The following is a 15,312-nucleotide window of genomic DNA, read 5'->3' as shown; positions in this document are numbered from 1 at the left end:
CCTGGCAGAGACGCACGGCCGTGCGTCTCTACAGTTGGGCCGCATAAAATTAATTATAATTCACTTCTTGCTTTGCGCGGTTCATTTCTTCCAATTCTTGTTTTGATCCCACAATTATAGTATCATATCTACGCATACCGGTTCCGGCTGGTATTTTATGTCCTACAATTACGTTTTCTTTCAAGCCTTCTAAGGTATCAACTTTTCCAGCTACTGCTGCTTCGTTCAATACTTTAGTAGTTTCCTGGAAGGAAGCCGCAGAGATGAATGATTTAGTTTGAAGCGAAGCTCTTGTAATACCCTGAAGTACTGGAGTTGCCGTTGCTGTAACCACATCACGTGCTTCTGCAAGTTCTTTGTCATTTCTTCTCAATAAAGAGTTTTCATCACGAAGGGTCCTTGGCGAAAGTATCTGACCTTCTTTCAAGTTTTCAGATTCACCAGCGTTGGTAACAACCTTCATTCCGAAGATTTTATCGTTTTCTTCAATAAAATCGTCTTTATGAGCTAGTTGATCTTCAAGGAAAGTAGTATCTCCCGGATCTTGAATTCTAACCTTACGCATCATTTGACGAACAACAACTTCAAAATGCTTGTCGTTAATCTTCACCCCTTGCAGACGGTATACCTCTTGAACTTCGTTCACCAAATATTGTTGTACTGCTGAAGGGCCTTTAATACGAAGGATGTCTTCTGGCGTAATAGAACCATCAGAAAGTGGCATACCTGCACGAACATAATCGTTTTCTTGAACTAGAATTTGGTTACTCAATTTCACCAAATACTTTTTCAATTCGCCTAATTTAGACTCTACGATAATTTCGCGGTTACCACGTTTTATTTTTCCGAAGGAAACAACACCATCAATCTCGCTAACTACAGCAGGGTTTGAAGGGTTACGCGCTTCAAAAAGTTCGGTAACACGAGGAAGACCTCCTGTAATATCACCCGCTTTCGCAGATTTACGTGGAATCTTAACAAGTACTTTACCAATCTTTATTTTGTCGCCATCGTCCACCATTATGTGTGCTCCAACCGGTAGGTTATAGCTACGGATAACTTCGTCTTTCTTCCCTAAAATTTGAAGGGTTGGAATACGTTTTTTATCTCTAGATTCAGAAATTACTTTTTCTTGGAAACCAGTTTGCTCATCAATTTCAACTTGATAGGTTAAACCTTGAACGATGTTTTCGTATTTAATCTTTCCAGCAAATTCTGAAATAATCACACCGTTATATGGATCCCAAGAACAAACTACATCACCAGCAGTTAGGCTATCGCCATCTTTCACATACAGTGTAGAACCGTAAGGAATGTTGTTGGTACTAAGTGTGATTCCTGTTTTCTTGTCAACTAATTTCAATTCCGAAGTACGAGAAATAACGATGTCTACCGCTTTTCCTTGATTGTCTTCACCTTTAACGATTTTAAGATCTTCAATTTCAGCTTTTCCGTCAAAACGAACAACCAATTTGTTTTCTTCTGAAATGTTACCTGCAATACCTCCCACGTGGAACGTACGAAGTGTAAGCTGGGTTCCTGGCTCACCAATAGATTGTGCTGCCACTACCCCAACGGCTTCACCTCTTTGAACCATTTTATTGTTGGCAAGGTTACGACCGTAGCATTGTGAACAAATTCCTTTTTTCGCTTCGCAAGTAAGTGCGGAACGAACTTCAACACTATCCAACGGTGATTTTTGAATTGCATCTGCAATGTCTTCATCAATATGATCACCAGAAGCTACTAAAAGTTCTTTGGTTAGTGGGTTAACAACATCGTTAAGCGCAATACGCCCAACAATTCTTGCGCCCAAAGTTTCTACAACTTCCTCGTTCTTTTTCAAAGCTGAAACCTCAATACCACGAAGGGTACCACAGTCTTCAATGTTGATAATAACGTCTTGTGAAACATCTACCAAACGACGTGTTAGGTAACCAGCATCTGCCGTTTTAAGAGCGGTATCTGCAAGACCTTTACGCGCACCGTGCGTAGAAATAAAGTATTCAAGAATTGAAAGACCTTCCTTAAAGTTAGAAAGAATTGGGTTTTCAATAATCTCACCTCCACCAGAGTTTGATTTTTTAGGTTTAGCCATCAAACCACGCATACCAGTAAGCTGACGGATTTGTTCCTTAGAACCCCTCGCACCAGAATCAAGCATCATATACACAGAGTTGAAACCTTGCTGATCTTCACGAATACGCTTCATAGAAAGCTCAGTAAGTTCTGCGTTGGTTGCAGTCCAAATATCAATAACTTGGTTGTAACGTTCGTTGTTGGTAATAAGTCCCATGTTATAGCTGTTGATAATACCATCAACTTGTTCGTTGGCACTATCAATCATTCCTTGTTTTTCTGCTGGGATAATAATATCACCTAAGCTGAAAGACAATCCGCCTTCAAATGCGAACTTATACCCTAAAGTTTTAATTTCATCAAGAAAAGCTGAAGTAACAGGAACTGAAGTTACTTTCAAAATTTTCCCGATAATATCACGAAGCGACTTTTTAGTCAATACTTCGTTTATAAATCCTGCTTCTACAGGAACTTTTTCGTTAAAGATTACTCTTCCAAGTGTGGTAGTGATAATTTGCATTGTCAACTTACCTTCCTCGTTAAAATCTTGAGTTCTAATTCTTATTTCGGCGTTAAGATCCACCATACCTTCATTGTAGGCGATGATAGCTTCTTCAGCTGAATAAAAAGTAAGACCTTCTCCTTTCACCACAACATCTCCCATAGTTTTTCTAAGTTTGGTCATATAATACAGACCCAAAACCATATCCTGAGAAGGAACCGCAACCGGCTGACCGTTTGCTGGGTTCAAAATGTTGTGTGATGCAAGCATCAAAAGCTGACATTCCAAAATAGCCTCTGGCCCTAATGGAAGGTGAACCGCCATCTGGTCACCATCGAAATCCGCGTTGAATGCGGTACATACCAATGGGTGAAGCTGGATTGCTTTACCTTCAATTAATTTTGGTTGAAAAGCTTGAATACCTAAACGGTGAAGTGTAGGCGCACGGTTTAGCATAACTGGGTGTCCTTTAAGAACGTTTTCCAAGATATCCCAAACTACAGGCTCTTTTTTATCTATAATTTTCTTTGCAGATTTTACGGTTTTTACAATTCCTCTTTCAATCAATTTACGGATTACGAAAGGTTTGTAAAGTTCGGCAGCCATATCTTTTGGGATACCACATTCAAACAATTTTAATTCTGGTCCAACAACAATTACCGAACGAGCAGAATAATCCACACGCTTACCAAGTAAGTTTTGACGGAAACGACCTTGTTTTCCTTTCAATGAATCTGAAAGAGATTTCAACGGACGGTTGCTATCAGTTTTTACTGCTGAAGATTTACGTGTATTGTCAAATAATGAATCTACCGATTCCTGAAGCATACGTTTCTCGTTACGAAGAATAACTTCTGGAGCTTTAATCTCCATCAATCGCTTCAAACGGTTGTTACGTATAATTACACGACGGTAAAGATCATTTAAATCTGAAGTTGCGAAACGACCACCATCAAGCGGCACCAATGGACGAAGTTCTGGTGGAATTACCGGAACTACTTTCATAATCATCCACTCAGCTTTGTTCTCGCGGTTTTTGTTTGCATCACGAAGTGCTTCCACAACTTGAAGACGCTTTAACGCCTCAGTTTTACGTTGTTTTGAAGTTTCGTTGTTTGCTTTATGACGAAGGTTGTAAGACAAAGTGTCCAAGTCGATTCTTTGTAAAAGATCGATCAAGCACTCTGCGCCCATTTTCGCGATAAATTTATTTGGATCTGTATCATCCAAATACTGGTTTTCCTGTGGAATTGTATCTAGAATTGCAAGATATTCTTCTTCGGTAAGGAAGTCTAATTTCTTAACAGCTTCTCCACCTTCGTATTTTGCAATACCTGGCTGAATTACTACATAACGTTCGTAGTAAATAATCATATCCAATTTCTTGGAAGGTAAACCAAGAAGGTAACCAATTTTGTTTGGAAGGCTACGGAAGTACCAAATGTGCGCCACAGGAACTACCAAGTTGATATGTCCCACACGGTCACGACGTACTTTCTTTTCAGTCACTTCCACACCACAACGGTCACAAACAATACCTTTGTAGCGGATTCTTTTATATTTACCACAGGCACATTCGTAATCCTTTACAGGACCGAAAATGCGCTCACAGAAAAGTCCGTCACGCTCTGGTTTGTGCGTACGGTAGTTTATTGTTTCGGGTTTTAGAACTTCACCACGTGATTCCGCCAAAATGGATTCAGGGGAAGCCAAACCAATAGAAATCTTGTCGAATTTCTGTACTGTGTTTTCTTTATTTCTGTTCATCATGATTTAAAATAAACTTTGTTGTTAAATGAGGCTTTAAGTTCCTCGGAAGAAATTCAATGAGATCCCCGCCTTCGCGGGGATTCATTTATTCCTCTAATCTAATGTCAAGACCCAATCCTTTCAATTCGTGCATAAGTACGTTGAAAGATTCTGGTAATCCTGGTTCTGGCATGGTTTCACCTTTTACGATTGCTTCGTAGGTTTTCGCCCTTCCAATAACATCATCAGATTTAACAGTCAATATTTCTCTAAGCGTGCTGGATGCACCATAAGCTTCCAAGGCCCAAACTTCCATCTCTCCAAAACGCTGACCACCAAATTGTGCTTTACCACCAAGAGGCTGTTGTGTAATAAGTGAGTAAGGTCCTATGGAACGTGCGTGCATTTTATCATCTACCATGTGGCCTAGTTTCAGCATATAGATTATACCTACGGTTGCAGGTTGATCAAAACGCTTACCAGTTCCACCGTCAAATAGATAGGTATGTCCAAATCTTGGAATTCCAGCTTCATCAGTCAATTCATTTATCTGGTCTATCGTTGCACCATCAAAAATTGGGGTTGCATATTTGCGACCTAATTTTTGTCCAGCCCATCCAAGAACGGTTTCATAAATTTGCCCAATGTTCATACGCGATGGTACCCCAAGTGGGTTCAGCACGATATCTACAGGAGTTCCATCTTCAAGGAAAGGCATATCTTCTTCACGTACAATACGTGCAACAATACCTTTGTTTCCGTGACGTCCCGCCATCTTGTCTCCTACTTTTAGTTTACGCTTTTTAGCGATGTAAACTTTAGCAAGTTTCAAAATTCCGGATGGAAGTTCATCTCCAACAGAGATTGTAAACTTCTCACGACGCAAGTTACCTTGAAGGTCGTTTTCCTTAATTTTATAGTTGTGCATTAAATCTGCAACCAACACGTTGGTTTCATCATCCGTTGTCCAAACACCCCCAGTTAAGTGAGTGTAATCGTCAACAGCGTGAAGCATTTTTAATGTGAACTTTTTACCTTTTGGAAATACTATTTCACCAAGATCATTATTGATTCCTTGTGCAGTTTTACCTCCAACAATTGTGAAAAGTTTTTCAACCAAAACATCTTGAAGTTCATCAAACTTAGCATAGTATTTTGCTTCAAGTTCTGCGATGTCTTCTTTGTCTTTAGCACGTTTGCGTTTGTCTTTTACGGCGCGAGCAAACAACTTTTTCTCAATTACAACACCATGTAATGATGGTGAAGCTTTAAGGGAAGCATCTTTCACATCACCAGCTTTGTCTCCAAAAATAGCGCGAAGAAGTTTTTCTTCAGGTGTTGGATCGCTTTCTCCTTTTGGAGTAATTTTTCCGATAAGGATATCGCCAGGTTTTACCTCTGCTCCTATACGAATCATACCCGCTTCATCTAAATCTTTAGTAGCTTCTTCTGAAACGTTTGGAATATCATTTGTTAATTCTTCGTTACCCAATTTGGTATCTCGAACTTCCAATGAATACTCATCAATATGTATAGAAGTGAAAATATCTTCACGAACTACTCTTTCAGAAATAACGATTGCATCCTCAAAGTTGTAACCTTTCCAAGGCATGAAGGCAACCTTCATGTTTCGTCCAAGTGCAAGTTCTCCTTTTTCAGTAGCGTAACCTTGACAAAGTACTTGTCCTTTTTTCACTCTATCGCCTTTGCTAACAATAGGCTTCAAGTTAATGGAAGTACCTTGGTTGGTTTTTCTGAATTTTACAAGTTGGTATGTTTTTTCGTCAGCATCAAAACTAACCATACGCTGCTCATCGGTACGGTCATATTTAATAGTGATTTCGTTTGCATCAACATATTCTACCACACCATCTCCTTCGGCATTTATCAAAACACGTGAATCTGAAGCAACTTGTCTTTCAAGACCAGTTCCAACGATTGGAGAATCAGAAATCATTAACGGTACTGCCTGACGCATCATGTTTGATCCCATCAGTGCACGGTTTGCATCATCGTGTTCCAAGAAAGGAATTAACGATGCAGAAATTGATGCAATCTGGTTTGGCGCAACATCTGCATAATGCAAAACAGTTGGGTCTACTAGTGGGAAGTCACCTTCCATACGAGCAATAACCTTATCTGTATCTATAACCCCTTTATCCGTCAATGGAATGTTAGCTTGTGCAATGTGCATATCTTCTTCCTCTTCTGCAGAAAGATAGATAGGTTCATTTTTGAAGTCAACTTTTCCATCTGTCACTTTTCGATATGGCGTTTCAATAAACCCAAGATTGTTCACCTTCGCAAAAACTGCAAGAGAAGAAATCAAACCAATGTTTGGCCCTTCAGGAGTTTCAATCGGGCAAAGACGACCGTAGTGCGTATAATGAACGTCACGAACTTCGAAACCTGCTCTTTCACGAGATAGACCTCCTGGCCCTAGTGCAGAAAGACGACGCTTGTGCGTAATCTCTGCCAACGGGTTAGTTTGATCCATAAATTGTGAAAGTTGGTTAGTACCAAAGAATGAGTTAATTACAGAAGACAAAGTCTTCGCATTAATCAAATCAATAGGTGTAAACACCTCGTTGTCACGAACGTTCATACGTTCGCGAATGGTACGCGCCATACGTGCAAGACCAACACCAAATTGTTGTGATAATTGCTCACCTACAGTACGTACACGACGGTTAGATAAGTGGTCAATATCATCAATTTCAGCTTTAGAGTTGATAAGCTCGATTAAGTATTTAACTATAGTAATGATATCTTCTTTGGTAAGCACTTGCTTGTCCATAGCGATATCAAGACCCAGTTTTTTGTTCATTCTGTAACGCCCTACTTCCCCAAGATTATATCTTTGGTCGCTAAAGAAAAGTTTGTGGATAATTCCACGAGCAGTTTCCTCATCTGGCGGTTCAGCGTTACGAAGTTGTCTATATATATGTTCTACCGCTTCTTTTTCAGAGTTGGTAGGATCTTTTTGTAAGGTATTGTGGATAATGGCGTAATCTGCCAAAAGGTTATCCTCTTTGTGCAATAAAATTGTTTTAGCTCCAGAATCGAGTATTTCATCAATGTGTTCCTTTTCAAGAACGGTATCACGGTCTAAAATAATCTCATTACGTTCAATGGAAACAACCTCGCCTGTATCTTCATCTACGAAATCCTCGTGCCAAGTTTTTAGCACACGAGCGGCAAGTTTACGACCAATGTATTTTTTAAGTCCTGTTTTTGAAGCTTTCACTTCTTCCGCAAGGTCAAATATTTCAAGAATATCTTTATCTCTTTCGAAACCGATAGCACGGAAAAGTGTGGTAACCGGTAACTTTTTCTTACGGTCAATGTAGGCGTACATTACGCTGTTGATATCTGTGGCGAATTCAATCCATGAACCTTTAAAAGGAATTACACGGGCAGAATATAGCTTTGTTCCATTTGCATGGAAAGACTGGCCAAAGAATACACCTGGCGAACGGTGAAGTTGAGAAACAACAACACGCTCGGCCCCATTGATGCAGAAAGTTCCGCTCGGGGTCATGTATGGAATAGTACCTAAGTAAACATCCTGAACTATGGTTTCAAAATCTTCGTGTTCTGCGTCTGTACAGTACAGTTTCAACCGTGCTTTTAGAGGTACGCTATAGGTTAGACCGCGTTCAATACATTCCTGAATGGAATATCTTGGGGGATCTACGAAATAGTCTAAAAACTCTAAAACGAATTGGTTGCGAGTATCGGTTATCGGGAAATTTTCCAAAAAGGTTTTGTATAAACCTTCTTGGCCTCTTTCTTCTGATTTGGTTTCCAACTGGAAAAAATCCTGAAAGGATTTAATCTGAATGTCCAAAAAGTCGGGATAGTCCGGCTTATTTTTTACAGAGGAAAAATTCAATCTTTCAGTTTGCGTTGCTGACATCTATGGACGGAATTTTAATTAAAATAATATTGAAAATCGTATAAAAAAGGTGTTAACCATATTATACGCAAAATGGTTTAGGTCTTTCCCGACTTATCGGGAAGACCTAAACCTTAAGGTTTGGAACTCTGGGAGCTTACTTAAGCTCAACCTCTGCTCCAGCTTCTTCTAGTTGTGCTTTTAAAGCTTCAGCTTCATCTTTAGATACACCTTCTTTTATTGGAGAAGGAGCACTATCAACCAATTCTTTTGCTTCTTTAAGACCAGCACCAGTTAATTCTTTAACTAGTTTTACTACGGCAAGTTTAGATGCACCAGCAGCTTTCAACATTACTGTGAATTCTGATTGCTCCTCAGCAGCATCTTCAGCACCAGCACCTCCACCAGCAGCAACAGCAACAGCTGCAGCAGCAGGCTCAATACCATACTCGTCTTTTAATATTGTAGCTAACTCATTAACTTCTTTTACTGTTAGGTTAACCAATTTTTCTGCGAAATCTTTCAAATCTGCCATTTCTATCGTTTTTAAAAATAATTGTGTTTATATAAATTTATTAGTGCAATGTTTGTTTTATCCTTCTCTTTCGGATAAGGTTTTAACAAGTCCTGCAATTGTATTACCACCACTCTTAAGAGCAGAAATAACGTTTTTAGCAGGTGATTGTAACAACCCGATAATTTCTCCAATAAGTTCGTCTTTAGATTTAAGCTCTACTAAACTATCCAATTGATCGTCGCCAACGTAAATTGACTCTTGGATGTAGGCTCCTTTTAAAACAGGCTTAGCGGATTTTTTTCTGAATTCTTTAATTACTTTAGCAGGTGCATTACCTGTTTCAGAGAACATTAAAGAAGTGTTTCCTTTAAGTATTCCTGTTAAATCTCCAAAGTCTTTATCTGAACTCTCCATTGCTTTTTTAAGCAATGTGTTCTTAACAACTGCCAACTGAATTCCTGCTTTAAAACAAGCACGACGAAGGTTAGTAGTAGCCCCTGCATTAAGGCCTGAAATATCTGCTAAATAAATATTAGTATTATCAGACAACTGTGCAGTTAACGTTTCAATTACTTGTGATTTTTCTTCTCTTGTCATAATTTCCTGTTTTTACTGCTCAGTAAACCTTTTTGTATCAACTTGAACACCAGGACTCATAGTACTAGACATAAAAATACTTTTTATGTAAATACCTTTTGCTGCCTGTGGCTTCAATTTAACGAGGGTTGTTAATAATTCTCTTGCGTTTCCTGCAATTTTTTCGGCATCAAAAGATGCTTTTCCGATTGCGGCATGTACAATACCAGTTTTGTCAACTTTAAAGTCAATTTTACCAGCTTTCACATCAGAAACTGCTTTAGCAACGTCCATTGTTACTGTACCTGTCTTTGGGTTTGGCATAAGGCCACGTGGCCCTAATATACGTCCTAAGGGACCTAGTTTACCCATTACACTTGGCATAGTTACAATTACGTCAACATCTGTCCATCCTCCTTTAATTTTGTCGAGGTACTCATCAAGACCTACGTAATCTGCTCCTGCTTCTTTAGCTTCGGCTTCCTTATCTGGAGTTACCAATGCCAATACTTTAACGTCTTTACCTGTTCCGTGTGGAAGGGTAACAACGCCTCTAACCATTTGGTTCGCTTTACGTGGATCCACGTTAAGACGAATTGCAAGGTCAACGGAAGCATCAAACTTTACGCTGGTGATTTCTTTTATTAAAGCAGAAGCTTCAGCTACTGAATAGGCCTTATTAGGCTCTATTTTTGCAGCGGCTTCCTTTTGCTTTTTAGTTAATCGTGCCATTTTATAGATTCTTTTTTCAGATTAAAAAGGTGCGTTACCTTTTAGTTTTACTCCCATAGAACGTGCAGTACCAGCTACCATTTTCATAGCAGACTCGATGGTAAATGCATTAAGATCCGGCATTTTGTCTTCCGCGATTACTTTTACTTGTTCCCAAGAGATTGTGGCTACTTTTTTTGCGTGTGGTTCACCGGAGCCTTTTTTTACCTTAGCAGCTTCTAGTATTTGCACTGCAGCGGGTGGTGTTTTAATAACAAAGTCAAAAGACTTATCTTTAAAAACCGTGATCGCTACTGGCAATACTTTACCTTGCTTATCCTGTGTTCTAGCATTAAACTGCTTACAGAACTCCATGATGTTTACACCGGCAGCACCAAGAGCAGGTCCAACTGGCGGTGATGGGTTAGCAGCACCTCCACGAACTTGCAACTTAACTACTTTACTAATTTCTTTTGCCATTTCTAAATTTTAGTTTGGTTATTCAAAAGTGGAAGCCTTTGAAAAAACCTATTAAGCGTAACAATTAAACTTTTTCTACTTGCATATAGCTTAGCTCTAATGGAGTTTTTCTTCCGAAAATCTTAACCATTACTTCAAGCTTGCGTTTTTCTCCATTTATTTTTTCAACAGTACCATTAAATCCATTGAAAGGTCCGTCTATAACTTTTACGGTTTCGCCAATGGTAAAAGGGATGTTTACACTGTCGTCTTTAACAGAAAGCTCATCTACCTTTCCTAACATTCTGTTTACTTCAGATTGTCTAAGCGGCACAGGATCTCCTCCTTTAACTTCACCTAAGAAGCCAATAACACCATTAATTGACTTAATAATGTGTGGAATTTCACCTCCTAAGTTTGCCTGTATCATTATATAACCAGGAAAGTAAACACGTTCTTTGTTTACTTTTTTTCCGTTGCGGATCTGTATTACTTTTTCTGTGGGCACGAGAACTTGATCAACATAGTCCTCAAGACCTAATCGTTTAATATCACTTTCGATATACGATTTGATTTTGTTTTCCTGTCCACTAACTGAACGGACTACATACCACTTCTTTGTACTTGTTGTTTCAGTCATTGCTTACGACTTGATCCAGATGAAATATTGATCTACTAACCAGTGGAATACAGTATCTATACCCCAAACTGCCAAGGCCAACAAAACAGAGAAAACCGCTACGATCACGGTAAGCTTTTGTGCCTCTGCCCAAGTAGGCCAGCTAACGTGGTTTCTAAGTTCTTTGTACGATTCTGTAATATAGTTTACCATTTTGTCGTAGTATTAAATTTGGGTTATTTTGAAGTTTTTGTTTTATTAAAACAATTTCAAAAAACAGTTCTTTTTGCACGGGTTGGGAGACTCGAACTCACGACACCTGGTTTTGGAGACCAGTGCTCTACCAACTGAGCTAAACCCGTAAATGAAATATTTCTATTTCAATCTTTTTTCGTGCTCTACAATCCCGATAGCTATCGGGAAAGCTAAACCCGTTTATAATAATCATGAATTGTGAATTCAGAATTATGAATATTATTCAGATTTAAAAATCAACAGATTAGTTAAACCCGTTATAAAAGCCAAGGTATCCCGAAGTTAATTCGGGACACCCAGAACTTTTAATTATATGATAATTAATCTAAAATTTCAGTTACCTGACCTGCACCTACAGTACGTCCACCTTCACGGATAGCGAAACGAAGACCTACGTTCATTGCAATTGATTGCAGCAACTCAACATTAATTGTTAAGTTATCACCAGGCATAACCATTTCAACACCATCAGGAAGCATAATTGTTCCAGTTACGTCAGTTGTACGAACGTAAAACTGTGGACGGTAGTTGTTGTGGAATGGAGTATGACGTCCACCTTCTTCTTTTTTAAGGATATAAACCTCAGCTTTAAATTTAGCGTGTGGTGTTACAGATCCTGGCTTAACAATAACCATACCTCTAGAAATCTGAGATTTCTCAATACCTCTTAAAAGGATACCAGCATTATCACCAGCTTCACCTCTATCAAGAATTTGACGGAACATTTCAATACCAGTAATAGTAGAGGTTAATTTCTCTGCACCCATACCAATGATCTCAACTGGATCTCCAGTTTTAGCAATACCAGTTTCGATACGACCTGTAGCAACAGTTCCACGACCAGTAATAGAGAATACATCTTCAATAGGCATCAAGAAAGGCTTCTCGATATCACGAACTGGCTCTTCAATCCATTTATCAACTTCTTCCATTAATGTAAGAAGCGCATCTACCCATTTTTGCTCACCGTTAAGTGCTCCTAAAGCAGAACCTTGAACAACAGGACCATTGTCACCATCATACTCGTAAAAGCTAAGAAGGTCACGGATTTCCATTTCAACTAGTTCTAACAATTCTTCGTCATCCACTAAGTCAACTTTATTCATGAATACTACAATTCTAGGAATACCTACTTGGCGACCTAAAAGGATGTGCTCACGTGTTTGTGGCATTGGACCATCTGTAGCAGCAACTACAAGAATAGCACCATCCATTTGAGCAGCACCAGTAACCATGTTCTTAACGTAATCCGCGTGACCCGGACAATCTACGTGTGCGTAGTGACGCAAAGCCGTTTGGTATTCTACGTGTGAAGAGTTAATTGTGATACCTCTTTCTTTTTCTTCTGGCGCATTATCAATTTGATCAAATGATACCGCTGAAGAATATCCTGCATCAGCCATAACTTTAGTAATAGCTGCAGTAGTGGTTGTTTTTCCGTGATCTACGTGTCCAATAGTACCAATGTTTAAGTGTGGTTTCGAACGATCAAATTTTTCTTTTGCCATTTTGTATTAATTTTAATCTTAGTTATAAATATATTAGTGTTACTTGTATTCTAAATTTTATGAAATCGAAACTGAAATCGAAATCAAATTTGAAAGAACCTTAACCATCTAAATCGTATTGGTAATTTCAAAATATTTTTGAGCCAATGATGGGAATTGAACCCATGACCTCTTCCTTACCAAGGAAACGCTCTACCCCTGAGCTACACCGGCGTTAATGGGTTTCAGGTTCAAAGTTTAAAGTTTTGAGTTATTAAACTAACAATTAACTTTCAACAATTAACTTTTTAGAGCGGGAGACCAGGTTTGCTTCGACTACGCTCAGCATAAACTTCTCACCCTTGCTCATTATTCTTAAATGAAAACACAGCAATAAAACTACATTTTCAATCTTTAAAAGAACTTTAGAGCGGGAGACCGGGTTCGAACCGGCGACATTCAGCTTGGAAGGCTGACGCTCTACCAACTGAGCTACTCCCGCAATTTTTTAAATAAATTCCAAAAATTAAATTCCAAATTCCAAAAGAAGCTGAAACCATTTTTAGAAAATAATCTAAAAGTATTTTCAAGATTTTAATGAACTCTTTCAAATTTTAAACCAATTCTTTTGGAATTTGGTTTTTGTAATTTGAAATTTTCAATTTTTGCCAAAGCAAAAATTGTTTGTGGGGAGAGCAGGATTCGAACCTGCGAAGACGTAGTCAGCAGATTTACAGTCTGCCCTCGTTGGCCGCTTGAGTATCTCCCCGATTCATTTGAAACCGAAATTTCAAATGATAATTTCAATATTTAAGAGCCGATAGAGGGACTCGAACCCACGACCTGCTGATTACAAATCAGCTGCTCTAGCCAGCTGAGCTACATCGGCTTTTGAACGTCTTTTCACGGCTATTTTTTAGCCATAAAAAAGTCCGCTATTTCTAACGGACTGCAAATGTAGAGAAATTATTTTTTCTACAAAACTTTTTCTAAAAAAAATCTATTACAAATATGCTTTTTGTTTCTGTTTTCTTTTTTTTAGCTGTCTTTCTAAAGTTTTCACTACTTCGTCTATTGCTTCTTCAAAGGTTTTCGCTTCTTTCTTTACCATTATATCATCTCCAGGGATGCTCAACAAAACCTCAACGCTTTTGTTTTCCTTTTCGCTTGTCTTGTTCACTTTTAAAAATACATCTGCAAAAACAATCTTGTCATAAAACTGTTCTAGCTTAGATAATCGCTTTTCAACAAATACCAATAATTCATCTTTCGCAGCAAAATTGGGTGTCTGTACGTTTACTTTCATAATTATATAATTTTTAAATTAATATATTATGTAATTTTTTACCATACTTTACTTTTAGTATTTACTAATTGCGCGGATGTGAATTTTTGTAAACCTCTTTCAACTTGGCTATACTATTTTGTGTGTACACCTGTGTCGAGGCAAGACTTGAATGGCCCAATAACTCTTTCACCGCATTTATATCTGCTCCTTCGTTTAATAGATGTGTTGCAAAAGAATGACGCAAAATATGCGGGCTTTTCTTTACTTTTTCTGAAGCTTTACTAAAGTATGAATTAATAATCCGATAGACAAGGGTTTCATAGATTTTAATCCCTTTTTTGGTTAGAAACATTTGATCTGTGTCTACTATTTTTTCTAACTCGTCTCGATAGGACAAATATTCATTTATAGTTCTCAGTACTGACGGCAACAATGGAATGATACGCTCCTTGTTTCTCTTACCTAAAACTTTGATGGTTTTTTGGGCAAAAGACACGTCGTTAACTTTCAGATTAATAAGTTCTGCCCTTCGTATGCCCGTAGAATAAAAAAGCTCAACAATTAAACGGTTTCGCAATCCTTCAAAATTATTTTCGGCTTGAAGCAGCTCCATAACATTTACTATTTCTTTTTCGGAAAAAGGAACTTGTATTTTTTTTGAAGTTTTAAGCGCTTTGTGTTTTGCCAAAGGATTTATTTCTATCTGGCTCGTTTTCAAAAGAAATTTATAATAGGTTTTAAGCGAAGATATTTTCCGATTTACACTTCGGTTTGAAATGCCTGAATCTACCAACGAAACTATCCAGCTTCTCACAATGGAATAGTTTACACCTAAAATTTCGTCGTACTGATATTCTGTTGAAGCAAATACTTGAAAATCTTCCAAATCCCTCAAATAAGCGATCACCGTATGTGGCGAAAATTTTTTTTCGAGTTGGAGATAGTTTGTGAAGGCTTGGAAGGACATTTCTTGTTTCTTGTTTCTTGTTTCTTGTTTCTTGTTTCTTGTTTCTTGTTTCTTGTTTCTTGTTTCTTGTTTCTTGTTTCTTGTTTCTTGTTTCTTGTTTCTTGTTTCTTGTTTCTTGTTTCTTGTTTCTTGTTTCTTGTTTCTAACACAAAATAACTCAATAACCCAACAACCCAATAACTTTTACTCATAAAAAAAATCCGTT

The 15,312-nt window shown here is 38.2% G+C and carries 11 protein-coding genes and 5 tRNA genes; all 16 read right to left on the bottom strand.

Going from position 1 to position 15,312, the window contains the following annotated elements; genetic code table 11:
• Nucleotides 1-49: 49 nt before the first annotated feature.
• Nucleotides 50-4,348 carry a DNA-directed RNA polymerase subunit beta' gene (rpoC, locus tag AEQSU_RS09960; RefSeq protein WP_014782732.1) on the bottom strand — a complete coding sequence of 1,433 codons (4,299 nt, stop codon included), beginning with the start codon at nucleotides 4,346-4,348 and terminating at the stop codon, nucleotides 50-52.
• 88 nt (nucleotides 4,349-4,436) lie between these two features.
• On the bottom strand, nucleotides 4,437-8,249 hold the full coding sequence (rpoB, locus tag AEQSU_RS09955) for a DNA-directed RNA polymerase subunit beta (protein ID WP_014782731.1): 3,813 nt from the start codon (nucleotides 8,247-8,249) through the stop codon (nucleotides 4,437-4,439).
• A 136-nt stretch (nucleotides 8,250-8,385) separates the two neighbouring features.
• Nucleotides 8,386-8,763 carry a 50S ribosomal protein L7/L12 gene (gene rplL / locus AEQSU_RS09950; RefSeq protein WP_014782730.1) on the bottom strand — a complete coding sequence of 126 codons (378 nt, stop codon included), beginning with the start codon at nucleotides 8,761-8,763 and terminating at the stop codon, nucleotides 8,386-8,388.
• Nucleotides 8,764-8,820: 57 nt separating this feature from the next.
• On the bottom strand, nucleotides 8,821-9,342 hold the full coding sequence (rplJ, locus tag AEQSU_RS09945; RefSeq protein WP_014782729.1) for a 50S ribosomal protein L10: 522 nt from the start codon (nucleotides 9,340-9,342) through the stop codon (nucleotides 8,821-8,823).
• Nucleotides 9,343-9,354: 12 nt separating this feature from the next.
• Nucleotides 9,355-10,053 carry a 50S ribosomal protein L1 gene (gene rplA, locus AEQSU_RS09940; RefSeq protein ID WP_014782728.1) on the bottom strand — a complete coding sequence of 233 codons (699 nt, stop codon included), beginning with the start codon at nucleotides 10,051-10,053 and terminating at the stop codon, nucleotides 9,355-9,357.
• A gap of 21 nt (nucleotides 10,054-10,074) precedes the next feature.
• On the bottom strand, nucleotides 10,075-10,512 hold the full coding sequence (rplK, locus tag AEQSU_RS09935; protein ID WP_014782727.1) for a 50S ribosomal protein L11: 438 nt from the start codon (nucleotides 10,510-10,512) through the stop codon (nucleotides 10,075-10,077).
• Between the two features lie 64 nt (nucleotides 10,513-10,576).
• Complete coding sequence (gene nusG, locus AEQSU_RS09930) at nucleotides 10,577-11,131, bottom strand: transcription termination/antitermination protein NusG (protein ID WP_014782726.1); 555 nt, start codon at nucleotides 11,129-11,131, stop codon at nucleotides 10,577-10,579.
• A gap of 3 nt (nucleotides 11,132-11,134) precedes the next feature.
• Nucleotides 11,135-11,323, bottom strand: coding sequence for a preprotein translocase subunit SecE (gene secE, locus AEQSU_RS09925; protein ID WP_014782725.1), 189 nt, complete (start codon nucleotides 11,321-11,323; stop codon nucleotides 11,135-11,137).
• Nucleotides 11,324-11,399: 76 nt separating this feature from the next.
• Nucleotides 11,400-11,472, bottom strand: a tRNA-Trp gene (locus AEQSU_RS09920).
• 213 nt (nucleotides 11,473-11,685) lie between these two features.
• Nucleotides 11,686-12,873 carry an elongation factor Tu gene (gene tuf / locus AEQSU_RS09915; RefSeq protein ID WP_014782724.1) on the bottom strand — a complete coding sequence of 396 codons (1,188 nt, stop codon included), beginning with the start codon at nucleotides 12,871-12,873 and terminating at the stop codon, nucleotides 11,686-11,688.
• A gap of 141 nt (nucleotides 12,874-13,014) precedes the next feature.
• A tRNA-Thr gene (locus tag AEQSU_RS09910) sits at nucleotides 13,015-13,086 on the bottom strand.
• A gap of 195 nt (nucleotides 13,087-13,281) precedes the next feature.
• Nucleotides 13,282-13,354 (bottom strand) — tRNA-Gly (locus AEQSU_RS09905).
• Nucleotides 13,355-13,539: 185 nt separating this feature from the next.
• Nucleotides 13,540-13,621 (bottom strand) — tRNA-Tyr (locus AEQSU_RS09900).
• Nucleotides 13,622-13,667: 46 nt separating this feature from the next.
• Nucleotides 13,668-13,741: transfer RNA gene (locus AEQSU_RS09895), tRNA-Thr, on the bottom strand.
• A gap of 114 nt (nucleotides 13,742-13,855) precedes the next feature.
• Nucleotides 13,856-14,158, bottom strand: coding sequence for a ribosome hibernation-promoting factor, HPF/YfiA family (gene hpf / locus AEQSU_RS09890; RefSeq protein WP_014782723.1), 303 nt, complete (start codon nucleotides 14,156-14,158; stop codon nucleotides 13,856-13,858).
• Nucleotides 14,159-14,222: 64 nt separating this feature from the next.
• Nucleotides 14,223-15,107, bottom strand: coding sequence for a tyrosine-type recombinase/integrase (locus AEQSU_RS09885; RefSeq protein ID WP_042492429.1), 885 nt, complete (start codon nucleotides 15,105-15,107; stop codon nucleotides 14,223-14,225).
• Nucleotides 15,108-15,312 lie beyond the last annotated feature (205 nt).

It is taken from the genome of Aequorivita sublithincola DSM 14238 (assembly GCF_000265385.1).
GTDB lineage: Bacteria > Bacteroidota > Bacteroidia > Flavobacteriales > Flavobacteriaceae > Aequorivita > Aequorivita sublithincola.
The sequence above is the reverse complement of the archived record's forward strand: the minus strand, read 5'-3'. Positions and strand labels throughout refer to the sequence as shown.